The following is a 23,438-nucleotide window of genomic DNA, read 5'->3' on the forward strand; positions in this document are numbered from 1 at the left end:
GTCGAACACGCGTCGCCTTCGTGGGGCCGGCGCCCGCGGGCATGCCCGGGGCGCCGTTCCGGCCCCGGCTATGGGAGGAACGGGACGTCCAACCTCCAACCTCTTCAACTTATCGAACCCATCGGGATTTTGCCAAAAAAATTTTAACGGCGGCAAGCGGCGCCGCGGGCGCGGCGGCTCAACCTTCCCCGCCGGGGTACCGATAGAGAAAAGGGACCCCTTCGCGGGGCCGCCGCGGTTTTCCCGGAGGAACGCCCATGCCCGCATCCGATCACCCGTCCCTGATCGACCTCATCCCCCAGGCGGCCTTCCGGGCCACGCCCGGGGGCCGGCTCGTCGAGCTCAACGTCCACGGGCGCCGCGTCCTCGGCCTGGCTCCCGGCAAGGGGAAGAAGGCCGCCCTCCGGGCCTGCTGCCGGCCGCCCGAGCGGTGGGACCACCTCGTGGCCGCGCTCCGGGCGGAGGGGTACGCCGAGGACTTCGAGTGCGAGTGGGAGTTCCCCGGGGGAGGGCCGGCCTTCCTCTCGGTGACCGCGGCGCTCGTGCCGGAGGCGGCGGACGGCGGGACGGTGGTGGGCCTCCTCCTCGACATGGGCGGGGCCCGCGAGCTCCAGGCCCGGCTCATCGAGAGCCGGAACCGCCTCCGGGCCGTGGCCGACGCGGTCCCCGACCTGATCCTCGCCGTGGACCGGGACTTCCGGGTGACCCTGGCGAACCACGCGGCGGCCCACTGGATGGGGTGCCGGGTGGAGGAGGCGGCGGGGCGGCCCTGCACCGAGCTGCACGGGGGGCGCGAATGCCCGACGGAGGCGGACCCGGCGGCGTGTCCCGTCCGGCAGGTGTTCTCGGAGGGCCGGGCCGTCGCCAGGGTGCTGGAGCTCTCCGGCCGCCTCGGGCGGCGGATCTTCGGGGTCAATGCCGCGTCCGTTCCGGACGGCGAGGGGCGCTGCGGGCAGGTGGCCCTGGTCCTCCGGGACATCACCGAGAGCCGGGCGGCGGAGGAGGAGATCCGGCGGCTCAACCGGGAGATCCAGGGCAACCTCGAAAAGCTCGAGGACCGCAACGCCCAGCTCGAGAAGGCCCTCCGGGAACTCAAGGAGGCCCAGTCGCATCTCCTCCAGTCGGAAAAGATGGCCTCGGTGGGGCAGCTCGCCGCGGGCGTCGCCCACGAGATCAACAACCCCGTGGGATTCGTGAGCAGCAACCTCCAGACGCTCCGGTCCTACGCGGCGGACTTCCGCCGGGTGATCGAACTCTACCGGGAACTGGCCGCCCTCGTGGAACGGGAGGGCCCCGGGGAGGCGGCGGACCTCGCCGCCCGCGTCCGCGCCGCGGAACGGGAGGCGGACCTCGACTTCCTGCTCGCCGACCTGGACGACCTCGTGGCGCAGTCGCTCGAGGGGACGGAGCGGGTCCGGAAGATCGTGGCGGATCTGAAGGACTTCTCCCAAGTGGACCGGGCGGAGCTCAAGCGGGCCGATCTCAACCGGGGGATCGAGAGCACCCTGAACGTGGTCTGGAACGAGCTCAAGTACAAGGCCGAGGTCCACAAGGACCTGGGCGACATCCCGCTCCTCCTCTGTTACCCCCAGCAGCTCAACCAGGTCTTCATGAACCTCCTGGTGAACGCCGCCCAGGCCATCGAGGGCCGGGGCGAGATCACCGTCTCCACCCGGGCGGTGGACGCGCCGCGGCCGGGGGTGGAGATCGTGGTGCACGACACCGGAAAGGGCATCCCCGAGGAGATCCGCCACCGGATCTTCGAGCCCTTCTTCACCACGAAGCCCGTGGGGAAGGGGACGGGGCTCGGCCTTCACGTCACCTACAAGATCGTCCAGCGCCACCAGGGGACCATCGAGGTGGAGAGCGAACCCGGCAGGGGCACCACCTTCCGGGTCTTCCTCCCGGTCCTCGAGGAGGCGGACTTCGCCGGGGAGCCGGACCCGGCGGCGCCCGCCGCCGGCGCGGCCGGGGGGTAGCGGGGCATGGCGGAACGAGAGACCGTCCTCATCGTGGACGACGAGGAGAACGTGCTTGCGGCCCTCCGGCGCCTCCTCCGACGCGAGGGGTACCGGATCCTCACCGCCACGGGGGGCGAGGAGGCCCTGGCCCTCCTCCGGGAGACGCCGGCGGACGTCATCGTCGCCGACCAGCGCATGCCGGGGATGAGCGGCACGGAGTTCCTGGAACGGGCCCGGGAGATCTCCCCCCTCTCGGTCCGGATGATCCTCTCCGGCTACACCGCCGTGGACGCCATCACAGAGGCCGTCAACCGGGGCCACGTCTTCAAGTTCCTCTTGAAACCCTGGGACGACGACGAGCTCAAGGCCGTCGTCCGGGAGGCCCTGGAGGTGGCCCGGCTCCGGCGGGAAAACGACCGCCTCGCCCGGGAACTCCGGGAGCGCAACCGGGAACTCGAGGACTGGAACCGCCGCCTCGAGGAGCGGGTGGCGGACCGGACCCGGGAGCTCGAACTCCGAAACCGGGTGCTCGAGAACTACCAGCACGTCCTCCACCAGGTGCCGGTGGGCGTCCTGGGGGTGGGCGACGACGGCCTCGTGGCCTTCGCCAACGACCGGGCCCGCCGGATCCTGGGCGGGGCCGATCCGGTGCTCCTCGAGGCCCCGGTGGCGGCGGTGCTCGGCCCGGAGACGGCCCGGGAGGTCGCCGGAGTCGGCCCCGGCCGCCCCTCCTTCCGGGGCGTCCTCCAGCGGCCCGGGGGGTCGCCGGTGGAGGTCCGGGCGGCGCCGGTGCGCTACCCCCACGGGGCCGTGGGGCGGGTGGTGGTCTTGATCGAACGGGACGGCGGCCCGGAAGAAGGAGGTCTACCGTGACGGACCAGGTGATGGAGACCCCGCCGCGGGGCGGGGCGGCGGCTCCCGGCGGAAACGTCCAGACCGTCCTCCTCGTGGACGACGAGGAGAACATCCTCAAGGCCCTCAACCGGCTGCTCCGGCGGGAAGGCTACCGGGTGCTGGCCACCACGAGCCCCATGGAGGCCATGGACCTCGTCCTGGAACACCCGGTGGCCGTGGTGATCTCCGACCAGCGGATGCCCGAGGTGAGCGGGACGGAGCTCCTCGCCGCCATCAAGGAGGCCGCCCCGGACGTGGTGCGCGTGATGCTCACGGGCTACGCCGACATGGAGGCGGCCATGGACGCCATCAACAAGGGGGAGGTCTTCCGCTTCATCACCAAGCCCTGGCAGGAGTCGGACCTCGTGGCCACGGTGCGCCAGGCGGCCCTGCAGCACTTCCTGGTCACCGAGAACCGGCGCCTCCTCCAGGTGACCGAGGAGCAGAACCAGCGGCTCCAGGAACTCAACGCCCGGCTGGAGGAGAAGGTCCTCGAGCGGACCCGGGAGCTGGAGGACCGCCACCGGGAGCTCCAGGAACTCCACGCCCGGCTCCAGACCAACTTTCGCGACACGGTCCGGGTCTTCGTGGAGATCATGGAGCTCTACGACCCCTTCCTCGGGGGGCACGCCAACCGGGTGGCCGCCCTCGCCCGCCGCCTGGCCGAGCGCATGGGGATCGAGGGCGTGGACCTCGACCTCGTGGAGATCGGGGCGGCCCTCCACGACATCGGGCTCATCGGGGCGCCCAAGGAGGTGGTCAAGGTGCCCGCCGACCGCCTGACCCCGGCCCAGCAGGAGATCTACCGCGGCCACCCGGCGCTCGGCCAGCGCCTGCTGAAGAAGATCGAGTTCCTCCGCCAGGCCGCCCTCCTCGTCCGGAGTCACCACGAGCGGTTCGACGGGCAGGGGTTCCCGGACGGGCTCCCGGGGGTGGCGATCCCCGTGGGCGCCATGATCACCCACGCGGCGAGCTACCTGGACGGCCTGGTCCACCGGGAGGGCGTGGCCCCGGCCAAGGCCCTGGAGCGGATGTCGGGCCTCGCCGGCACGGTGTTCGACCCGGAGGTGGTGCGGGTCCTGGCGGAGCTGGTCCCCGCCCAGGCGCCGCCCCGGAAGGTGGTGGCGCTTCCCCTCGAGGAACTCGAGCCCGGGATGCGCCTTGCCGCCGACATCAAGACGGCCTCGGGGCGGTTCCTCGTGCCCCGCGGCACGCGGCTCAACGAGGTCCAGATCATGCGGCTCCGGAACTTCCACCAGGTGGACCCCATCGCGGGCCGGGTCCGCGTGAGCCTGGAGGACTGAGGGCGCATGGCGGGGGCCGTCCGCATGCCGGTGGGCGAGGTGCCGGAGGGCGCGGTGCTCGCCCGTGACCTCCATACCCCGGAGGGGCAGCTGCTGCTCCGGGCCGGGACGGCGCTCACGCCGGAGGCCCTCGCCTGGCTGGCGGAGAAGGGGATCGACTCGGTGCCGGTGGCCGAGACCCCGGAGGCGGCGGCCGAGGGCGGGGCGGACATGGCCGTCCGGGCGGCCCTCGATGCCCTGGCCCCCCGGTTCCGGCGGGTGGCGGGGGACCCCCTCATGGAGGCCATCCGCCTGGCGCTGGCGCGGCACCTGGCCGGGCACGGGGGAGGGGAGGGGCGTGGAACGGATTGACGTCCGCGAGCGCCTCCAGAAGGCCCCGGATCTCCCGGCGCTCCCGCAGACCGTCTCGCGGCTCCTCGAGGCCCTGCGCGATCCCGACGTCCGGGTGGAGGCCCTGTCGGAGGAGATCGCCTTCGACCAGGCCCTGGCCGCCCGGATCCTCCGGCTGGTGAACTCCTCCTTCTACGGCCTGCCGAACCGGGTGGCGGACCTCCGCCAGGCGGTGGTGGTGCTGGGGCTCCAGACGGTCCAGAACGTGGTGCTCTCCATCTCCCTGGCGGATGCCTTCCGGGGGATCGCCAGCCGGGACTTCCCGCCGGAGCCCTTCTGGGTCCACACCATCGCCGCGGGGCTCGTCAGCCAGCGCCTGGCCGCCCGGGCCGCCCTCCCCGAGGCGAACGACGCCTTCGTGGCGGGGCTCCTCCACGACATCGGAAAGCTCCTCCTCCTCCGCCTCTTCCCCGAGGGCTTCGCCGGGGTGCTCCAGGCGGCCCGGGCGGAGGATCGTTTCATCCGCGAGGTCGAAAAGAGGGCCTTCACGGTGGGTCACGCGGGCCTCGGCGGTTGGCTGGCCGCGGAGTGGCGGCTCCCCGAGGGCATCGTCCACGGGATCCGGTATCACCACGCCCCCGGAAAGAGCGAGCATCCCTTCGCCGCCGTGGTCCACGTGGCCGACGCCCTGGTCCGGGCCTTCGGCGTGGGGTCCGGAGGGACGGACCTCGTTCCGCCCATCGACGCCGGGGCCTGGCGGCGGCTGGGGCTCGATGGCGTGGACCTCGACGACCTCGTGGCCGAACTCCACTGGTGCCTGGCGGGGGTCGGCGAGACGGCGGCCGTCCTCTTCGACGGGGGCGGCCGGGGCTAGAAGAGGGGGAGCTGCGCCGGCCGGCCGGCGTCGTCCTCTTCGGCCGGTTCCTCCCCGTAGAGGGAGATCCGGCCGTAGACCCCGTCGTGGCCGGGGCGGATGGAGACCCGTCCCTGGCGCATCCGGCGGATGCCGAGGAGGATCCGCTCCGGCACCACCGCGGCCAGTTCCTCCAGGGGCCGCCAGAGCAGGATCTCCATCTCGGGGCCCGCCAGGGCCACGAGCCGCGCGTACTCCCTTCGGACCCGGCTCGTCACGGATTTCACCCCCAGGGCCTCGGCGACGATTTCCTCGAGGGGCACGAGGTGCACCGCCGGCCGGTCCCTGTCGGGCGTCCCGGGCTCGGGCCGGTCGGCCAGTTCCTCCACCCGGTGGAGGACGCCCACGGTGAGGGGCCGGCCGCAGGCCGGGCAGCGGCCGCCGAGGCGGCGGGTGGCGGCCGGGGCGAGTTCCACCCCGCAGGCCCGGTGGCCGTCGTGGTGGTATTTCCCCTCCTCGGGGAAGAATTCGATGGTTCCCTCGAAGCCCCGGTCCGGGTCCCGGATGGCGGCCAGGACGGCATCGTAGCCGAGGGGGCAGGAGAAGACGTTGGCCTCCCGGCCGAGCTTCTCCGGGGAATGGGCGTCGGAGTTGGAAAGGAGCGTGTAGCGATCCAGGGCCGACAGGCGCCGGTTCATCCCCGGGTCGGAGGACAGCCCCGTCTCCAGGGCGCGGATGTGCCCGCTCTCCTCCTCGAAGCAGTCCTCCAGGGCGTCGAAGCCGGACTTGGCCCCGAAGAGGGAGAACCACGGGGTCCAGACGTGGGCCGGGAGGACGAAGCTGGCGGGGTCGGCCTCCAGGGCGAGGCGCACCAGGCGCTTCACCGGGAAGCCGAAGATGGGGCGGCCGTCCGAGGCGACGTTTCCCAGGAGGCGGAGCCGGGCCTGGATGTCGCGGGCCACCTCGAGGTCGCGGGCGAAGAGCACCGTGTGGATCCGGCGGTTGCGCCCGCCCTGGGTGAAGATGTTGGCCACCTCGGCGGTGAGGACGAACCGGGTGCCCTCGGGGTTGCCCCGCCAGGCGTAGAGGCCGGTGCCGTCGGGGACGAGTTCCCGCTCGAGCTCCGCCAGCCAGCCGGGGTGGGTGAAGTCGCCGGTTCCCACCAGTGCCAGGCCCTTCAGGCGGGCCCAGCGGTCGAGTTCCGGGACGGTCATCCGGCGGCTGGTGGCCCGGCTGAACCGGGAGTGGATGTGGAAGTCGGCCAGGAAGACGTCCCGCCGCCAGGGCGGAAAGGGGCGCCCGCCCCGGGCCTTCGTGGGCGCTGGCATGTCGCTGCCTCCGGTGCTCGGGGATCCGGGGGGGATTCTACCCGATGGCGGCGCCGGCGTCGTCCCGGAGGTCTTCGCGGATCCGGCGCAGCTCCGGCAGGAGGTCGAGGAAGCAGTCGAGGACCCGGGGGTCGAAGTGGGTGCCCCGCCCCTCCCGGAGGATGTCGAGGGCCTGGCGCTCGGTGAGGGCCGGCCGGTAGACCCGGTCGTGGACCAGGCTGTCGTAGACGTCGCAGACCGCGGTGATGCGGGCGCTCTCCGGGATGTCCCCGCCGGAGAGGCCGTCGGGGTAGCCGGAGCCGTCCCACTTCTCGTGGTGGCGGAGCGCGATCTCGGCGGCCATCTGGAGGAGGGGGATGTCGGAGCCGCCGAGCACCCGGGCCCCGATATCGGCGTGGCGCTCCATGACGGCGAATTCCTCGGGAGTCAGGGGGCCGGGCTTGAGCAGGATGGCGTCGGGGATCCCGATCTTCCCCACGTCGTGCATGGGGGCCGCGAGGCGGATGTCTTCCACCGCCGCCGCCGGCCAGCCCAGGGCCCCGGCCACCGCGGCGGCGAAGCGGCCGATGCGCTGGACGTGGGCGCCGGTCTCGCGGTTCCGGTACTCCAGGGCGGAGACGAGGCGGAGGGCGATCTCCTCCTCCCGGCGCTTGATGTCGCGGGTGCGCTGTTCGACCTTGGCCTCGAGGCGTTCCTCGTAGTCGCGGCTCTCCTGGATGAGGCGCCGCCGTTCCAGGGCGTTCAGGATGTTGATGGCCACCTCGTGGCGGTCGAAGGGCTTGATCATGTAGCCGTAGGCCCCGAGGGAAAGGGCCCGGACGGCGGTCTCCCGGTCGTCCACGGCGGTGGCCATGATGACGGCCACGTCCGGGTGGCGGCTCCGGATGTCCGAGAGGAGCTCGATGCCGGAGCGCCCCGGCATCATGATGTCGGAGAGGACCACGGCGATCTCGGGATGCTCCCGCAGGCGGTCCAGGGCCTCGTCCGCGCCGCCGGCGGTGAGGCAGGTGAAGCCCTCGGTCCGGAGGAGCCGCGAGAGGCTGTCGCAGACGAAGGGTTCGTCGTCCACGACCAGGACGGTGGTGTCAGTCCTCGCCCGTTCGGATGCCATGCGCCCCTCCCCGCGGCGGAAGTCCGGGGCGCGCCCCGGCGGCGGCCCCCGCTGCCTTCCTTATCGGGCGGTCCGCCGGGCGGCATGAGCTGCGGCGGGGCGTTCAGAACTTGGGCGCCCGGGACCAGTCGCAGGAGAGCCCGCCGCGGCGGAGGCTCTTGTACTCGATGCAGGTGACGCCGTTGATCCGGACCAGGCGGTAGAGGTTCCGCTCGTCCCAGTCCGTGAGGACCTCCACCCGGGTCTTCTTGAGCGTCTTGTCGGTGTCGGCCTTGCGGGACTTGGCGAGGGCCGGCGGGCCCGGGGGGAAGAGGGCCCAGGCGGCCAGGGCGGCGGCGAGCACGGTGGCGGAAAGGGCGGTTCGGATGGCTTTCATGGGTGATGACCTCCTTCGCGGGCATGGGCGCGCGCGGGCCGGGGCGCCTGCCCCCGGGCCCGCGGCAGCCAGGTGAGGATCCTTTCGGCGAGTTCCCGGACGGCCCGGGCCGCGGGCCGGTCCGGGTCGTTCCGGAGCAGGGGCACCTGGGCGCGGACGGCCCGTTCCACGGCGGGGTCGCGGGGGACGGCGCCGAGGAGCTCCGGCCGGAGGCCCAGGAACCGCTCCGTCACCCGGGCGAGGTTGTCGTGGATGCGGCGGGCCTCGCGGTCGTCCCGGACCATGTTGGCCACCACGGTGACCCGCCGCCGGTGATGCTCGCGGCAGAGGACCTTCACCAGGGCGTAGGCGTCGGTGAGGGAGGTGGGGTCCGGCGTGAGGACCAGGAGGTTGCGGTCCGCGAAGGCGTTGAACCAGAGGACCGAGGGGCCGATCCCCGCCGCCGTGTCCACCAGGACGAGGTCGTGGTCCGCGGCTAGGTCCTCGAGGACCTCCTCGAGGGCGGAGCGGTCGTCCGGCCCGAGGGCCGCCATGTCGGGCACGCCCGAGCTGGCGGGCAGGACGGCCAGGTTCGGCGCCGGGGTGACGAGGACCTCCCGCGGGTCTCCCCCCGCCGCCAGCACGTCCCGGATGGTGCCCCGGACGTCGAGGCCCAGCATCACGTCGATGTTGGCGAGGCCGAGGTCGCCGTCCACCAGGAGGATACGCCGCCCGACCCCGGCCATGGCCAGGGCGAGGTTCAGGGCGAGGCTCGTCTTGCCCACGCCGCCCTTGCCGCTGCTGACGGCCACGAAGGGGGCGGGCGGAGGTGCCGGGGAGGGCTTTGGGCTCATTCGCGGTGCCGGCGGCCCGGGCCCCCGCCGTCGGCCAGGGCCGAGCGTTCCTCCGGGGTGAGGGCCGTGGGGGCCGTCCCGGCGCCGAGATCCCGGTGGTGGACGCGGTTTCTCCCGGCGGCCTTGGCGGCCAGGAGGAAGGCGTCGGTGCGCTTGATGAAGGCCTCGGGCGAGAAGGTGTGTCGCGGGAGGTAGACGTCCACCCCGAAGCTGGCCGTGAGGGCGACCCGGCGGCCGTCGAGTTCCATGGGGGTCTCGGCCAGGGCCCGCCGGAGCCGCTCGGCCGTCTGGACGGCCCGGGGCAGCGGCGTCGCCGGCAGGATGGCCACGAACTCCTCCCCGCCGTACCGGCACAGGACGTCGAGCCGGCGCAGCGCCTTGCGCCAGAGGCCGCTCGCCCACCGGAGGGCCTGGTTGCCCGCCTCGTGCCCGTGGGTGTCGTTGATGGCCTTGAAGTGGTCGAGGTCCATCATGACGAGGGATGTGGGGAGCCCGGTCCGGCGGGTGCGCTCGAGCTCCCGGTCGAGGCATTCCATGAGGTGGCGGAGGTTGAAGAGGCCCGTCAGCGGATCGGTCTGGACGAGCCCGGTCAGGCGCCGGTGTTCCTCCTTGAGGCGGGTGAGCTCGTCCTGGACGGGGCACCTCGCCCCGAGGGGGCAGAGTTCGGCCCGGGCGGCGGTCTCTGGCACGGCGTGCTCCTATGGCTGCGGCCGGGCGCCGGGGGCCCGGCCGGGTTCCCGGCCTCCCTTTCCCTCCGGCTTCCGGGATCCAGACTAGCAAAACCCGGCCCCGGGCGCCAGGGGGCGGCGTCTCCCGCCTTGACGCGCGGATGCCCCCGGTATAGCCTGCCCTTGTGCGCACGGTCCGTTTCACCGCCCCCGGGTGCGGGGTGCCGCCTCTTGCGTTCCCCCCGGGGCGCCTTCCCTCCAGGCCGCCTTCCGCCCCGGCGCGGCCGGGTCCCCGCTTCACGCCATGAACACGGGTCTTGCCGCCGCCGACTACTTCGCCCGGATCCCGCCCCGGTGGGCCGCCCTCTTCGACGGGGAGGGCCCGGTCTGGGCGGTCCTCGACCGGCTCGGGGCCTTCCTGGCGGACCAGGTCGCCGGCAATCTCGGCCCGGCGGTCCGGCCGGGTGTGCCCCTCGACCGCCCCCTGGTGCTGGCGCCCGGGGGACCCGTCGAGGGCCGCGTGGAGGTCCGCTGCGCCGATGCCGCCAAGGGCCGGCTGGAGGTGGCGGTGGACGGCCGGGTGGTCCCCGGGGCCTCCCTGCTCTCGGCGGGTGCGGTCTTCGCCGGGGCCGACGTGGAGATCGGCCGCGGCGTCCTCGTGGAGCCCGGGGCCTTCGTCGCCGGGCCGACCCTCGTCGGCGACCACACCGAGATCCGCCAGGGGGCCTACATCCGGGGCCACTGCCTCGTGGGCACGGGCTGCGTGGTGGGCCACGCCACCGAGGTCAAGCACGCCGTCTTCCTCGACGGGGCCAAGGCCGGGCACTTCGCCTACGTGGGCGACAGCCTCCTCGGCAACGACGTGAACCTCGGCGCCGGCACCAAGCTGGCCAACCTCCGGTTCACGCCCGGAAACGTCCGCCTCCGGCACGGGGGGCGCGCCCTGGACACCGGCCGCCGCAAGTTCGGGGCCGTCCTGGGCGACGGGGTCCAGACGGGGTGCAACGCCGTCACGAGCCCGGGGACGCTCCTCGGCCCGGGCGCCATGGTGCTGCCCAACGTCACGGTCCGTTCGGGGGTCTATCCCCCGAGGCATATCGCCAGATGAGGCCGCCCCGGCGGCCCCCATTCACCCCACGGCTCCCGGCGAGCCCGAAAGGAGTGTTCCAGATGAGAAACCTGATCCTAGCGGCGGTCCTGCTCCTGGCCATGGCCTGCGGCCCGGCCAACGGCGACGACAAGGACGGCGGCGTCCTGGCCCGGGTGGGCCCCTACCAGATGACCCTGGACCAGTTCCGACGCAACCTGGCCTCGCTGCCGCCCCAGATGAAGATGATGCTGGCCCAGGACCCGAGCCTCCAGGAGAAGTATCTCGAGCGCTGGGTGCAGATCACCCTCCTGGCCCAGGAGGCCCGGGCCCGGAAGCTCGACCGGCTCCCCGAGGTCAAGGCCCGCATGGACGACCTCGCCAACACCGTCCTCGCCCAGGAGATGCTCGAGCGGGAGATCGGGGCCAAGGTCTCCGTCACCGACGAGGAACTCAAGGCCTACTACGCCGAGAACAAGGACAAGTTCGCCCAGCCCGAGATGGTCCGGGCCCGGCACATCCTGATCCGGGTGGGCCAGGGCGCCGACGAGAAGACCCGGGCCAAGGCCGAGGCCAAGGCGCGCGACATCCGGAAGCAGATCCGCAAGGGCGCCGACTTCGCCGACCTGGCCAAGAAGTACTCCGAGGACCCCGGCACCCGGGACAAGGGCGGCGAACTCGGCTTCTTCCCGAAGGGCCGCATGGTGCCCGAGTTCGAGAAGGCGGCCTTCGCCCTGAAGAAGGGCGAGGTGAGCCAGCCGGTCCGGACCGCCTTCGGCTACCACCTCATCCAGGTGGAAGACCGCAAGGCCGCCTCCGTGCCCACTCTCGCCTCCGTGGAGGGCCAGGTGCGCCAGCAGCTCCAGCAGGAGAAGCAGCAGGAGGCCCTGGACGCCCTCCTCGCCGACCTCGAGAAGCGCTACAAGCCCGAGGTCCACAAGGAGGTCCTGAAGCAGGCCGACGCCGGCACCGGCGGCGGCAGCGGGACGAAGTAGGCCGCCGGGGGCCGGCCGCCTTGACACCCGGCCGGCCCCTCCCTACCGTTCCCGCATGGACGAAAAGCGCCAGAAGCTCGTATTTTCTACCATTTACTGGGCCGTCGGCCTGGCCCTCATCCTGATCCTGCCCCAGATCTGGCTCCAGGCCCAGGTCCAGGAGATCCACTACGCGCGGTTCAAGCGCCTCCTGCGGGAAGGGCGGATCCTGCAGGTGCGCCTCGGGCCCGAGCGGATCCAGGGGGTCTACCTCGACGGCCCCGAGGGCCTGGCGGCCAAGGTCCGGTCGCGGCTGGCCGAGGAAGGCGCCGCCCCCGCCGGGGGCCGGGTCTCGCTCCAGGCCCTCCGGCACCGGGCGGCGGAGCTCGCCGGCGGCGAGGGCCTCGCGGTGCTCTTCGAGACGGTCCGGGTGGAGGACCCAGGGCTCGTGGCCGCCCTCGATGCCGCCGGCACCGACTACGCCGGGGAGCGCGAGAGCACCCTGGGCCGGCTCTTCTGGAGCACCCTGCTCCCCGTCCTCTTCTGGGTGGGGCTCTGGTTCCTCCTGGTGCGCTCCATGGGGCGCCCCGGCGCGGGGCTCCTCTCCTTCGGCCGGACCAAGGCCCGCATCTCCCCCGAGCGGAGCACCGGGGTGGGCTTCGACGACGTGGCCGGCTGCGAGGAGGCCAAGGAGGAACTCCGGGAGGTGGTCCAGTTCCTCCGGGAGCCCGACCGCTACCGCCGGCTCGGGGCCACCATTCCCAAGGGGGTCCTGCTGGTGGGCCCCCCGGGAACGGGGAAGACCCTGCTCGCCCGGGCCCTGGCCGGTGAGGCCCGGGTCCCCTTCTTCAGCATCTCGGGGTCGGAGTTCGTGGAGATGTTCGTGGGCGTGGGGGCGGCCCGGGTCCGCGACCTCTTCGACCAGGCCAAGAAGAGCGCCCCGTGCATCGTCTTCGTGGACGAGCTGGACGCCATCGGCAAGTTCCGGGGCGGCGGGGCGGTGCCCGGCGGCAACGAGGAGCGGGAGCAAACTCTCAACCAGCTCCTGGTGGAGATGGACGGCTTCGAGCCCAACCAGGGGGTCATCCTGCTGGCCGCCACCAACCGCCCGGAGGTCCTGGACCCGGCGCTGCTCCGGCCGGGCCGGTTCGACCGCCAGGTGGTGCTCGACGCCCCGGACGTCCGGGGCCGGAAGGCCATTCTCGAGGTCCACGCCCGGGGCAAGCCCCTGGCCGCCGACGTGGACCTCGGCGCCATCGCGCTGCGGACCCCGGGGCTGGCCGGGGCGGACCTCGCCAACATCATGAACGAGGCGGCGCTGCTCGCCGCCCGCCGGGGCGGCCGGGAGATCCGCCAGGCCGATCTCGAGGAGGCCGTGGAGAAGGTGCTGGCCGGGCCCGAGAAGAAGAGCCGCCGGCTGGGCGACGAGGAGCGGCGGCGGGTCGCCGTCCACGAGGCGGGCCACGCCCTGGTGGCCGCGCACTGCCCCGGGGCGCCCCCGGTGAGCAAGATCTCCATCGTGCCCCGGGGACGGGCGGCCCTGGGCTACACCTTGCAGCTGCCCGAGGAGGAGCGCTATCTTGTGACCCGCGCGGAGCTCCTCGACAGGGTCTGCGTGGCCCTCGGCGGCCGGGCCGCCGAGATCCTGGCCTACGGCGAGCCGAGCACCGGGGCCCAGAACGACCTCGAGCACGCCACCGACATGGTCCGGGCCCTGGTGACCCGCTTCGGGATGAGCGAGAAGATCGGCCCCGTGGCCCTGGCCCGCGAGACGTCCCCCTTCCTCCGGGTGCCGGGGGCGCCGCCCGCCGAGCAGATGAGCCCGGCGCTGGCCGAGGAGGTGGACCGCGAACTCCGCGCCATCCTCGACGAGCAGGCCCGGCGGGCCGGCCGGATCCTCGAGGCCCACCGCGACGCCCTGGACCGGGTGGTGGCCGGGCTCGTGGAGCGGGAGGTCATGAGCGCCGAGGAGTTCCGGCACCTGGTGGAGGGGGAGGAGGGCCCCCCTGGGAGGACCGCTTCGGAAGGGTGACCCGGCGGGCGGCCGGGCGGGGCGCGCGGGGGGCGCGGCCCGGGGCCGTCCATGACAAGGAGGCGATCCATGCCGTGGAAGTACTCCGGGCGGGGGGGTCCCCGCCCGCGCCCAACCCGGCCCTCGTGGGCCCTGGCCCTCGTCGTGCTGGTCCTTTCGTGGTGCCCCGTCCAGGCCTCGGCCGACGACGTGGCGGGGGCCGTGGCGCTCCTCGAGCAGACGTCCAAGGCCTTCGCCAGCGTGGTGGAGAAGGCCCGGCCGGCGGTGGTCTTCGTCCAGGTGGAAAAGACCGTGGAGCGGGGGGGCGGCTTCGGGCACCCCATGGAAGACCCGTTCGGCTTCTTCAACGACCCGTTCTTCCGGCGCTTCTTCGGCCCGCAGTTCCAGCCCGGGCCCCGAAAGTACCGCCAGGTGGGCCAGGGCTCCGGCTTCATCATCAGCCCCGACGGCTACATCCTCACCAACAACCACGTGGTGGGCGACGCCGACGTCATCAAGGTGAAGCTCAACGACGGCCGCCAGTTCCGGGCCAAGCGGGTGGGGACCGACCCGCGGACCGACGTGGCCGTCATCAAGGTGGACGCCCGAGGGCTCCCGGTGGTGCCCCTCGGGGATTCCGACGCCCTGCGGGTGGGCGAGTGGGTGATCGCCATGGGGAGCCCCTTCGGCCTCGTGGGCACGGTCACCGTGGGGGTGGTGAGCGCCAAGGGGCGCAGCCGGATCGGCATCAACGACTACGAGGACTTCATCCAGACCGACGCCGCCATCAACCCGGGCAACTCCGGGGGGCCGCTCCTCAACATCCGGGGCGAGGTGGTGGGCATGAACACCGCCATCTTCTCCCGGAGCGGCGGGTACATGGGGATCGGCTTCGCCATCCCCATCAATATGGCCAAGGTCATCAAGGACCAGCTCGTCAAGACCGGCAAGGTGGTCCGGGGCTGGCTGGGCGTGGTGATCCAGGACGTGGACGAGGAGCTGGCCCGCTCCTTCAAGCTCGAGAAGGTGGAGGGCGTCCTGGTCTCCGAGGTGGCCGACGACTCGCCCGCCGCCCGCGGGGGGCTCCGCCAGGGTGACGTAATCCTGCGCTTCAACGGCAAGAAGGTGGTGGACACCGGCGAACTCCGCAACCAGATCGCCCTCACCCGGCCCGGCACGGCCGTGACCTTCGACATCCTCCGAAACGGCAAGCACAAGCGGCTCCGGGTGGTGATCGGCGAGCAGCCCACGGAGGCCGCCGAGACGGCGGCGGGCAACGAGCTTCTCGAGAAGCTCGGGTTCACGCCCCAGGAGCTCACGCCGGAGCTGGCCGAGCAGCTGGGCTACCGCATGGGCCAGGGGGTGCTGGTGGCCGAGGTGGCCCCGGCGAGCCCGGCGGCCCAGGCGGGCATGCGGCCCGGGCAGCTCATCGAGGAGGTCAACCACAAGTCCACCCCGAGCCTCGACGCCTTCTTCAAGGCGCTGTCCGAGTCCGAGAAGACCGGTCGCGTCCTCTTCCGGATCCGGGAAGGGCGCTACAGCCGCTACGTGGCCATCCGCATCGAGTAGGCCCGGCCGCCGCGGCCCGCGGGGGGCGGTCCCGGCAGGGGCCGCCCCCGCCGCTTTGGAGGCCCCCGTGTTCCGCACCCCCTTCGCCCTGGTCCTCTTCCTCTGTTCCCTGCTGGGCCTGGCCGTCCTCTTCGTGGTGGTCCACGTGGGGCTCATCACCGTGGCCTTCGACCGGATCGGGCTCCCCCCGGGGGCCGTCTTCGGCGTGCTCCTCGCCTCCCTCCTCGGCAGCCGGGTGAACATCCCCGTGCGGCGGCTGGAGACGGGGGCCGTGGCACCGGCCGCCCGGATCCGCGCCCTCGGGGTGACCTTCCGGGTGCCGGCCGCCTTTCGCCCCGGGACGGTGGTGGCGGTCAACGTGGGCGGCGCCCTGGTGCCGCTGCTGCTCTCCGCCTACCTCATGTGGCGGTGGGGGCTGTGGGGCCCGCCGCTTCTCGGGGCGGCCCTGGTGGCCGCCGCCGTCTATCCCCTGGCCCGGCCGGTTCCCGGCCTCGGCATCGTGTTGCCCCTCTTCGTGCCCCCGGTGCTGGGGGCGATGGCCGGTCTCTTGTTGGCCCCGCCGGGGGGCGCGCCGGTGGTGGCCTACGTGGCCGGGACGATGGGGACCCTCGCGGGGGCCGACCTCCTCCACCTGAAGGACGTCCGCCGGCTCGGGGCACCTGTGGCCGCCATCGGCGGCGCCGGGACCTTCGACGGGATCTTTCTTTCGGGGGTGCTGGCGGTCCTCTTGGCCTAGGCCCGCGCCGGGGTCAGCGGAGGACCTGGGCCGCCAGGGACCAGGCGAGGTAGCCCACGCCGGCGGCGGCCGCCGCCAGCAGGATGCGGGCGAGGCCCTTGGCCGCCTTGAGCAGGCGGACGTCCCGCGCCACCACGTGGCGGTGGGCCTCCAGGAGTTCCCGCACCGCCCGGTCCCCGGCCTCGAGGCGCCGGTGGAGGTCCTTCAGGGTCTCCACGTTCTTCACGTGGCGCAGGAGGTGCCAGGCGTCCCGGATCTCGTCCCGGAGGGCGGCGGCCTCGTCGCGGATGCGCCGGCCCTGCTGGCTGTAGGCCGGCTGTTCCACCACGAGGTCCAGGGCCTCGTGGTGGGCCTCGAGCCGGGCCAGGGCGTCGCGGACCGCCTTGTGGCCCGCGTTCACCAGCCGCTGGCGGAAGTCGGTGAGGAAGTGCGAGGCCCGGGTGAGGCTCCCGCATCCCTGCCGCGCCCACGTGCCCCGCCAGTCCCGGAGTTCCAGGCGGAACGGCCGGGTGAAGTCGGGTCCCAGGGCCCCCTCCATCTGGTCCAGCAGGGTGTCGATCTGGGAGAGCTGGCGGTGGGCCCAGGCCTCGGATTCCCGGCAGATGGAGAGGAACTCCTCGTCCAGGTCGTCTTCGCAGACGAGGAAGTAGGGCTCGAGGATGGCCGCCATGAACCAGCGGGGATGGCGGGCCAGGGTGCGCACCGCCCACTTGACCTGGCTGGCGTTGCCCCGGAGGGCGGCCACCACGGCGTGCCAGTAGACCAGCTCGGGGGCACCCCCGTCGGCCTTGCGGCCGCGGACCAGGACGGCCTCGGCGTGGTCCGGGTGCCCGGCCAGGAGGTAGGCCCGGGCCTGGAGGAGGGCGCAGTAGGCCGTGCCCAGGGGCGTCTCGGCCAGCTCTTCCCCCCGCGCCCAGAAGGCGATGGCCTCGTGCACCTGGTCGGATCGGATGGCGAAGAAGCCGCGGATCACGTAGTAGGCGAACCCCGGGGGATCGTAGTCGAATTCGCGGAGGGCGGTCTCGGCCGCCTCGAGGTCTTGCCGTTCCAGGGCCTCGATCACCCGGTGGAGGCGGAGGAGGGTCGACGGCCGTTCCGGCGCCGTGGGCAGGTTGGCCAGGTGGGTGGCGGTGGTCCGGGCGACCCGGAGCATCGTCCGGACCTGGAACGGGCGCCGGAGGCAGGCGTGGAGGGCCTCGAGGCCGCCGGGCTCGGCGGCCAGGCCCCGGTAGTAGTCCCACCGGGTGTCGGGCCCGATCTCCGCCAGCTCCGAGGGGAAGTCGCGCTCGGCGTCGAAGCCCCAGGGGTCGGGACAGGCCCCCGTGACGTGCTCGTAGCTGCCGCAGAAGAAGCATTCCCGGTTCTCGCGGCCGTGGAGCAGCAAGGGTCGGCAGGGAAAGGCCCGTTCCAGGGGGGAGCGTTTTCCCAGGTCCGCGATCCGCCAGCCCTCGATCCAGGAGAAGGCCGGGATGTCACCTTCCGGCGGCACCAGGAGGTAGTCGGGGAGGGCCAGGCGCCAGGCCGCGTCGTCGGCGGGTTCCTCGGAGGCCACCGCCAGGACGGGGAGCGGACGGCGGCTGGGCAGGAGGAGGGACTCGCGCATGGCCAGGGCGGCGGCCAGGTAGGCGTCCACGGCCCGGGAGAGGTCCGCCACCTGGAGGATCTCGGCGGCGTTTTCCGTCCGCCCGCCCCTGGCCGCCACGAAGGCGCGGAGATTTCGGGCGAGCGAGTTCCAGGGGATGCCCGGGAAGACGCCCTGGTGGGCCGGCGACAGGCGGAACTGGAGATACATCTTCCTCCCCGGGGTCTGTGTGTTCGCGGCCCGGCCCGGGCCCGGGCCCGGCGGCTCCCGGCCTCGGCCGCCGGCCGGGGCGCCTTGTGCCAACGGAAGGGTGACGGGGTATTATAGGACTCCGGTAACGTTCAAATCAACGTCCTCGGGAGCATCTGCCATGCTGGAACCGGTGCCGCTTCATTCCCCGAGCGGAGAAGAGTGTCTCGAACGCCTCGTCACCCGTCGCTTCGACGTGCCGGCGGAGCTCGAGGCCCGGGTGCGGGCCATCCTCGACCGCGTCCGGGACGAGGGGGACCAGGCCGTCCTCGCCTATACACATCAGTTCGACGCGCCGGGGCTTCGACTTGAAGATCTGCGGGTGCCCGACGAGGAGATCCGCCGGGCCCGGTCGGAGCTGGACCCGGCCTTCCTCCGGAGCCTCGAGAAGGCGGCGGCCCACGTCCGGGCCTTCCACCGGCACCAGCTGCCCAACTCCTGGTTCACCACCCGGGAGGACGGGGCGGTGCTGGGCCAGCTCGTCCGGCCGGTGGACGCCGCCGGCCTCTACGTGCCCGGCGGCCAGGCGGGGCAGACCCCCCTCGTCTCGTCCGTGCTCATGAACGCCCTGCCGGCGGCCATCGCCGGCGTCCCGCGGATCGTCCTCGCCACGCCGCCCAACCGCGAGGGGGGCGTCCACCCGGCCATCCTCGCGGCGGCCGCCGAGGCCGGGGTCCACGAGGTCTACCGCATGGGGAGCGCCTGGGCGGTGGCCGCCATGGCCTTCGGCACCGAGACGGTGGCGCCGGTGGACGTGGTGGTGGGCCCCGGCAACATCTACGTGACCCTGGCCAAGCGGCTCGTGGCGGGGACGGTGGGGATCGACATGGTGGCCGGGCCGAGCGAGGTGCTGGTGATCGCCGACGAGGGGGCGCCGGCCGCCTACGTGGCGGCGGATCTCCTCTCCCAGGCCGAGCACGACCCCATGGCCACGGCGGTGCTGGTGACCCCCTCCGAGACCCTGGCCCGGCAGGCGGCGGCGGCGCTCGAGGACCAGCTCGCCCGGCTGCCCCGGGCCGAGACGGCCCGCCGGTCGCTGGCCGACCACGGGCTCGTCCTCGTGGTCCGGGATCTCGACGAGGCGGTGGAGGTCGCCAACCGCGTGGCGCCGGAGCACCTCGAGCTCCTCACGGCGGACCCGTGGGCGCTGCTGCCCCGCGTGCGCCACGCCGGGGCGGTCTTCCTGGGCCCCTACACCCCGGAGCCCGTGGGCGACTACGTGGCCGGGCCCAACCACGTGCTGCCCACCATGGGGACGGCCCGGTTCTCCTCCGCCCTGGGGGTGGAGACCTTCCTCAAGCGCTCCAGCGTCCTGGCCTATTCCGCCGGCGCCTTCGCCGCCGACGCCCGGGACGTCGTCCGCCTGGCGGCCCTGGAGGGCCTCGACGCCCACGCCCGGTCGGTGGAGGTGCGGCTCGAGGGACTGGGCCGGGACGCCGGGTAGGCGCGCCGGCTCAGCGCTTGGGCCGGGCCGCCTCGTGGCAATGGAGGCACTGGGGCTTCGGCGGGTGCCCGGCGGCGAGCGGCGCCGGGCCCCGTTCCGAGTGGCAGGCCGGGCAGGCGGCCTCGGCCTCGGCCCGCGGGCGGGCCGGGAAGACCCGGTGATCGGCGTCGGCCGGCAGGCGCGGCCCCCGGGCCGAGGGGGCGGCCACCAGGACCCCCACCACCGCCGCCACGGCCGCCAGGAAGGCGACATCCAGGAGCCGGCGCCGTTTGGGATCCATGGCCATGGCGGCCTAGGCGCGGCGCCGGGCCTCGAGGGCCTTCTGGAGGGTCTGGCGGTCGGCGTACTTGATGTCCATGCCCATGGGGATGCCGCAGGCGATCCGCGTGGCCTCCACCCCCATCTCCCGGAGGAGGTCGGCGATGTAGCCCGCCGTGGCCTCGCCCGCCACCGTGGGGCTGGTGGCGAGGATCACCTCCCGAACGCCTTCCGCCCGCACCCGCTCCAAGAGTTCCCGGATCTTGAGCTGGTCCGGGCCCACCCCGTCCATGGGCGCGAGCACGCCGTGGAGGACGTGGTAGCGGCCGCGGAAGGCCCCGGCCTTCTCCACGGCGAGAAGATCCCCCGGGTCTTCCACCACGCAGAGGCGCGTGGTGTCGCGCCGGGGATCCGCGCAGACCGGGCAGGGGTCCGACTCGGAAAAGGTCTGGCACCGGGAGCAGAGCCGGATCCGGTCGTGGAGTTCCCCCACCGCCCGGGCCAGCTCCCGGGCCTGGGCCCTGGGCCAGCGCAGCACCTGGAGCGCCATGCGCGTGGCGGTCTTCTCCCCCACCCCGGGGAGCCGGGTGAGGGCCTGGACCAGCCGGGCCAGGGCCGGGGGGAGGGCGGCGGCCATGGGCTCAGGCCAGCCCCGGGATCCCGAGGCCGCCGGTGAGCCTGGCCATCTCGGTCTCCACCATCTGGCGGGCCCGGCCGAGGGCCTCGTTGACGGCGGCCGTCACCAGGTCCTGGAGCATCTCCACGTCGGCGGGATCCACCACCTCCGGGTCGATGCGGATCGAGACGATCTCGGGCTTGCCGTTGGCCACGGCGGTGACCATGCCGCCGCCGGCGGAGGCCTCCACCGTCCGGGCGGCGAGTTCTTCCTGGAGCTGGGCCATCCGGGCCTGCAGCTGCTGGGCCTGTCGCATCATGGCCTTCATGTTGGGGGGCATGGGCGGTGACTCCTTTCCGTTCGCGGCGTTCAGGGCCGCGGTTTGCCGCCGCCGAGGGGCTGGACGTCGTCGATCCGGCCGTTGAAGACCCGGAGGGCCTCCCGGACCAGCGGGGCCTCCTTGAGGGCCTGCTGGCGGGTCGCCGCGGCGGGTTTCCGCCCGCCCGGGGCCGCGGAGCCGTCCACACGGATGGGGACGTCGCGGCCGAAGTGCTCCCGGGCGAGGCGGGCCAGGATCGCCCGGTTCTCGGCATCCTGCAGCATGTCCTGGTGGATGGGATGGTTGCAGGTGACCCGGACGCCGCCGGTGGCGGGGTCGACCTCGGCGCATTCGGCGAGGATCGGGGCGAGGCTCGGGCACGTCCCCTCGCGCTGGATCCGGCCGAGGAAGGCGGCCCACGCCTCCGCCGTGAGGGGGCGGTCGGCCTTCCCGCCCGGGGGGGGCGGGGCGGGCGCGCCGCGGGGCGTGCTTTCCGTGCCTCGGCCGCCGCCCGCGCCGTAGCCCGGGGCGGGGGCCTCCCGGAGGGTGCCGCCCGGTGCCGGCGGATCGGACGGCCCGCCGCCGGCGATCAGGGCGTCGAGGCGCCGGAGGACGTCGTCCACCGAGGCCACGGCGCCCATCTGGCAGACGCGGAGGAGCAGGGCCTCCAGGGCCAGGCGCGGCGTCGCGCTCCGGTGCACGGCCTCTTCCCCGGCCAGCAGGGCCTCGAGGGCCTGCTGGAGGGTCTCCGGGGCGTGGAGCGCGGCCAGGCGCTCGAGGTCCTCGCGCTCGGCGGCGAGGAGGTCCACGGCCTCCCCGGCCCCCCCGGCCCCGAGCAGGCGGATCACCAGGAGGTTCCGGAAGGTGCGGACGAGGTCCGAGAGCAACCGCTGGAGGTCCCCGCCGAAGTCGTAGCTCCGGTCCACCAGGGCGAGCACCCGGGAGACGTCCCGGGCGAGGATCGCCTCGGCGAGGTCCCGGAGGAGCACGGTGTCCACCACGCCCAGCGCCTCCGAGACCTCCTCCCGGGTCCGGGCCCCGTAGGCCGAGACCTGGTCGAGGAGGCTCAGGGCGTCGCGGACGCTCCCCTCCGCCTCCCGGGCGAGGAGGGCCAGGGAGGGGGCGTCGAGCCCGAGGCCCTCCGCCTCGACGATGCGCCGCAGGTGCTCGGCGAGGACGTCGGCGGGCAGGCGCCGGAACTCGTAGTGCTGGCAGCGGCTGTGGATGGTGGGCGGGATCCGGCGGGGTTCCGTGGTGGCGAAGACGAAGTAGACGTGGGGCGGCGGCTCTTCCAGGGTCTTCAAGAGGGCGTTGAAGGCCTCCTTGGTGAGCATGTGGACCTCGTCGAGGATGCAGACCCGGAAGCGGCCCCGGGCCGGCCGGAAGCGGATGTTCTCCCGGAGCTGGCGGACCTCGTCGATGCCCCGGTTGGAGGCCCCGTCCACCTCGAGGACGTCCACGGCCGTCCCGGCGGTGATCTCGCGGCAGGCCCCGCAGCGGTTGCAGGGGGTGGGGGTGGGGCCCTCGTCGCAGTTGAGGGCCTTGGCGAGGATCCGGGCCACCGAGGTCTTCCCGACGCCCCGGGGCCCGCTGAAGAGCAGGGCGTGGGCCAGCCGGTCGGAGGCGAGGGCGTTTCGCAGCGTCTGGGTGACGTGGCCCTGGCCCACCACCTCCTCGAAGGTCTGGGGGCGCCATTTGCGGGCGAGGACGAGGTAGGCCATGGTCACCGGGGGCGGACGGCGCTCCGCGGGCGGAGGTGCGTCGAGAATGATAGCCGGGCACCCCTGCAGCACACGAAGGGCCCCACTACCGTTGCTTCCTTCCGGACCTGGCGGGGTTCGCGGGGTTTCGTTGCGCAGGACCCGGCTATCAAAAGTGCCTGCATCGCAATGTGGCGGAGAGGGTGGGATTCGAACCCACGGTACCTTGCGGTACACACGCTTTCCAAGCGTGCTCCTTCGGCCACTCGGACACCTCTCCGAAGCCTCCAAGCTTACCGTATGCCGGGTCCAAGTCAACCCGGGCCGCGGCGCGGCGGGAAAAGGGGCTGGCGGAGAGGGTGGGATTCGAACCCACGGTCCCGCTTTTGGCGGGACAGGCGATTTCGAGTCGCCCCCGTTATGACCGCTTCGGTACCTCTCCGCCCGTTGCATCCGGCTGGCCGCCGGCCGCCCTCCGGGCCCGGAAGAAGGCCTGGATCAGCTCGCGGGCCGGCCCGGCCAGGACCCCGCGGGTGACCTCCACCCGGTGGTTGAGCCGGGGGTCCTGGACGACATTATACAAGGTTCCGCAGGCCCCCGCCCGGGGGTCGTCGGCCCCGAAGACCAGACGGCGGACGCGGGCGTGGACCAGGGCCCCCGCGCACATGGGGCACGGCTCGATCGTCACGTAGAGCGTGGTGCCCGTGAGCCGGTAGTTCCCGGTCCGCCGGGCGCCTTCCCGGAGGGCAAGGACCTCGGCGTGGGCCGTGGGATCCCCGGTCCCCACCGGGGCGTTGCCCGCGGCGGCGAGCACCTCGCCCCCGGCGTCCACCAGGACCGCGCCCACCGGGACCTCGCCGCGTCCGGCGGCGGCCTCGGCCTCCCGGAGGGCCATCCGCATGTAGGCTTCGTCGGTGAGCGCCGGTGTCACGGTTCCTGCCCGCCGGGCCGCCCCGGTGGGGCGGTGGTCCCGGCCTATATAACAGAGGCCGGGGGGCGGGGCAACGTGCCCCGCCTCCCGGCGCCCCGAAACGGAACAGGAAAAGCCCGGCCTTTGGGCCGGGCTCGAATATGGCTGGCTCCCCACCTGCAACCCTCTTCATAACCACTCTCCACCGCCAGGATATCACCTAACCCGTTGATGCACAATATCTTTTCAAAGAGCGGCACATCCCCGAGGGGGCGGAAACGGCGTTGATGCGGATTTCCGCTACAGTCCCAACCGGGCCGCCACA

At 73.4% G+C, this 23,438-nt stretch carries 22 protein-coding genes, 2 tRNA genes and 1 other RNA gene; 11 read left to right on the forward strand and 14 right to left on the reverse strand.

Annotated elements, in window-relative coordinates:
- Window positions 1-257 precede the first annotated feature (257 nt).
- The 5 genes from HCU62_RS08870 to HCU62_RS08890 are packed head-to-tail and all read left to right on the forward strand — an operon-like array spanning window position 258 to window position 5,363.
- Window positions 258-1,979, forward strand: coding sequence for a PAS domain-containing sensor histidine kinase (locus tag HCU62_RS08870; protein ID WP_163297970.1), 1,722 nt, complete (start codon window positions 258-260; stop codon window positions 1,977-1,979).
- Between the two features lie 6 nt (window positions 1,980-1,985).
- The gene (locus tag HCU62_RS08875) at window positions 1,986-2,834 is read left to right on the forward strand and encodes a response regulator (protein WP_163297969.1); all 849 of its coding nucleotides are present in this window, start codon (window positions 1,986-1,988) and stop codon (window positions 2,832-2,834) included.
- Complete coding sequence (nosR, locus tag HCU62_RS08880) at window positions 2,831-4,159, forward strand: response regulator c-di-GMP phosphodiesterase, NosR family (protein WP_163297968.1); 1,329 nt, start codon at window positions 2,831-2,833, stop codon at window positions 4,157-4,159. The genes HCU62_RS08875 and nosR overlap by 4 nt, the downstream gene beginning before the upstream one ends.
- A 6-nt stretch (window positions 4,160-4,165) precedes the next feature.
- Window positions 4,166-4,510: a hypothetical protein gene (locus HCU62_RS08885; protein ID WP_163297967.1), complete on the forward strand. Its 345-nt coding sequence runs from the start codon at window positions 4,166-4,168 to the stop codon at window positions 4,508-4,510.
- Window positions 4,497-5,363: an HDOD domain-containing protein gene (locus HCU62_RS08890; protein WP_163297966.1), complete on the forward strand. Its 867-nt coding sequence runs from the start codon at window positions 4,497-4,499 to the stop codon at window positions 5,361-5,363. The genes HCU62_RS08885 and HCU62_RS08890 overlap by 14 nt, the downstream gene beginning before the upstream one ends.
- Here HCU62_RS08890 and HCU62_RS08895 read toward each other — a convergent pair.
- The 5 genes from HCU62_RS08895 to HCU62_RS08915 all read right to left on the reverse strand — a co-directional run bounded on the left by HCU62_RS08895 (window position 5,360) and on the right by HCU62_RS08915 (window position 9,679).
- Window positions 5,360-6,670 carry an endonuclease Q family protein gene (locus tag HCU62_RS08895; protein ID WP_163297965.1) on the reverse strand — a complete coding sequence of 437 codons (1,311 nt, stop codon included), beginning with the start codon at window positions 6,668-6,670 and terminating at the stop codon, window positions 5,360-5,362. The two genes, HCU62_RS08890 and HCU62_RS08895, sit on opposite strands and share 4 nt — an antisense overlap.
- A 37-nt stretch (window positions 6,671-6,707) precedes the next feature.
- The gene (locus HCU62_RS08900; RefSeq protein ID WP_163297964.1) at window positions 6,708-7,781 is read right to left on the reverse strand and encodes an HD-GYP domain-containing protein; all 1,074 of its coding nucleotides are present in this window, start codon (window positions 7,779-7,781) and stop codon (window positions 6,708-6,710) included.
- Between the two features lie 103 nt (window positions 7,782-7,884).
- Window positions 7,885-8,157 carry a hypothetical protein gene (locus tag HCU62_RS08905; protein WP_163297963.1) on the reverse strand — a complete coding sequence of 91 codons (273 nt, stop codon included), beginning with the start codon at window positions 8,155-8,157 and terminating at the stop codon, window positions 7,885-7,887.
- Window positions 8,154-8,990: a MinD/ParA family protein gene (locus HCU62_RS08910; RefSeq protein ID WP_163297962.1), complete on the reverse strand. Its 837-nt coding sequence runs from the start codon at window positions 8,988-8,990 to the stop codon at window positions 8,154-8,156. Before HCU62_RS08910 ends, HCU62_RS08905 begins: the two co-directional genes overlap by 4 nt.
- Complete coding sequence (locus HCU62_RS08915; protein ID WP_169755574.1) at window positions 8,987-9,679, reverse strand: diguanylate cyclase; 693 nt, start codon at window positions 9,677-9,679, stop codon at window positions 8,987-8,989. The genes HCU62_RS08910 and HCU62_RS08915 overlap by 4 nt, the downstream gene beginning before the upstream one ends.
- Window positions 9,680-9,962: 283 nt before the next feature.
- On the opposite strand from HCU62_RS08915, the gene HCU62_RS08920 reads away from it, so the two are divergent.
- From HCU62_RS08920 to HCU62_RS08940, 5 genes are all read left to right on the forward strand, one after another.
- A complete protein-coding gene (locus tag HCU62_RS08920; RefSeq protein ID WP_163297960.1) occupies window positions 9,963-10,766 on the forward strand; it encodes an LbetaH domain-containing protein in 804 nt (267 codons plus the stop codon).
- Between the two features lie 62 nt (window positions 10,767-10,828).
- The gene (locus HCU62_RS08925) at window positions 10,829-11,740 is read left to right on the forward strand and encodes a peptidylprolyl isomerase (protein WP_163297959.1); all 912 of its coding nucleotides are present in this window, start codon (window positions 10,829-10,831) and stop codon (window positions 11,738-11,740) included.
- A 55-nt stretch (window positions 11,741-11,795) separates the two neighbouring features.
- A complete protein-coding gene (ftsH, locus tag HCU62_RS08930) occupies window positions 11,796-13,751 on the forward strand; it encodes an ATP-dependent zinc metalloprotease FtsH (protein ID WP_163297958.1) in 1,956 nt (651 codons plus the stop codon).
- 69 nt (window positions 13,752-13,820) lie between these two features.
- Window positions 13,821-15,299, forward strand: coding sequence for a DegQ family serine endoprotease (locus HCU62_RS08935; RefSeq protein WP_163297957.1), 1,479 nt, complete (start codon window positions 13,821-13,823; stop codon window positions 15,297-15,299).
- Between the two features lie 67 nt (window positions 15,300-15,366).
- Window positions 15,367-16,035: a DUF1614 domain-containing protein gene (locus HCU62_RS08940; protein WP_163297956.1), complete on the forward strand. Its 669-nt coding sequence runs from the start codon at window positions 15,367-15,369 to the stop codon at window positions 16,033-16,035.
- Window positions 16,036-16,048: 13 nt separating this feature from the next.
- Here the strand turns inward: HCU62_RS08940 and HCU62_RS08945 are convergent, their stop codons facing one another.
- The gene (locus tag HCU62_RS08945; RefSeq protein WP_163297955.1) at window positions 16,049-17,827 is read right to left on the reverse strand and encodes a hypothetical protein; all 1,779 of its coding nucleotides are present in this window, start codon (window positions 17,825-17,827) and stop codon (window positions 16,049-16,051) included.
- Between the two features lie 160 nt (window positions 17,828-17,987).
- Here HCU62_RS08945 and hisD point away from each other — a divergent pair, with 160 nt between their 5' ends.
- Window positions 17,988-19,310 (forward strand): histidinol dehydrogenase, encoded by a 1,323-nt coding sequence (gene hisD / locus HCU62_RS08950; protein WP_163297954.1) that lies wholly within the window; start codon window positions 17,988-17,990, stop codon window positions 19,308-19,310.
- A gap of 10 nt (window positions 19,311-19,320) precedes the next feature.
- On the opposite strand, the gene HCU62_RS08955 is transcribed toward hisD, so the two are convergent.
- From HCU62_RS08955 to tadA, 8 genes are all read right to left on the reverse strand, one after another.
- On the reverse strand, window positions 19,321-19,590 hold the full coding sequence (locus tag HCU62_RS08955) for a hypothetical protein (protein ID WP_163297953.1): 270 nt from the start codon (window positions 19,588-19,590) through the stop codon (window positions 19,321-19,323).
- Window positions 19,591-19,602: 12 nt separating this feature from the next.
- Window positions 19,603-20,205, reverse strand: a complete 603-nt coding sequence (recR, locus tag HCU62_RS08960; RefSeq protein WP_163297952.1) for a recombination mediator RecR — start codon at window positions 20,203-20,205, stop codon at window positions 19,603-19,605.
- Window positions 20,206-20,209: 4 nt separating this feature from the next.
- Complete coding sequence (locus HCU62_RS08965; RefSeq protein WP_163297951.1) at window positions 20,210-20,524, reverse strand: YbaB/EbfC family nucleoid-associated protein; 315 nt, start codon at window positions 20,522-20,524, stop codon at window positions 20,210-20,212.
- Between the two features lie 29 nt (window positions 20,525-20,553).
- Complete coding sequence (gene dnaX, locus HCU62_RS08970) at window positions 20,554-22,224, reverse strand: DNA polymerase III subunit gamma/tau (RefSeq protein WP_246325419.1); 1,671 nt, start codon at window positions 22,222-22,224, stop codon at window positions 20,554-20,556.
- A 48-nt stretch (window positions 22,225-22,272) separates the two neighbouring features.
- An RNA gene (ffs, locus tag HCU62_RS08975) (signal recognition particle sRNA small type) lies at window positions 22,273-22,371 on the reverse strand.
- A 24-nt stretch (window positions 22,372-22,395) separates the two neighbouring features.
- Window positions 22,396-22,483 (reverse strand) — tRNA-Ser (locus HCU62_RS08980).
- A gap of 68 nt (window positions 22,484-22,551) precedes the next feature.
- Window positions 22,552-22,645: transfer RNA gene (locus HCU62_RS08985), tRNA-Ser, on the reverse strand.
- Window positions 22,622-23,134 (reverse strand): tRNA adenosine(34) deaminase TadA, encoded by a 513-nt coding sequence (gene tadA / locus HCU62_RS08990; RefSeq protein ID WP_309474757.1) that lies wholly within the window; start codon window positions 23,132-23,134, stop codon window positions 22,622-22,624. The genes HCU62_RS08985 and tadA overlap by 24 nt, the downstream gene beginning before the upstream one ends.
- Between the last annotated feature and the right edge of the window lie 304 nt (window positions 23,135-23,438).

Origin of the sequence: Dissulfurirhabdus thermomarina (genome assembly GCF_012979235.1) — a bacterium.
GTDB lineage: Bacteria > Desulfobacterota > Dissulfuribacteria > Dissulfuribacterales > Dissulfurirhabdaceae > Dissulfurirhabdus > Dissulfurirhabdus thermomarina.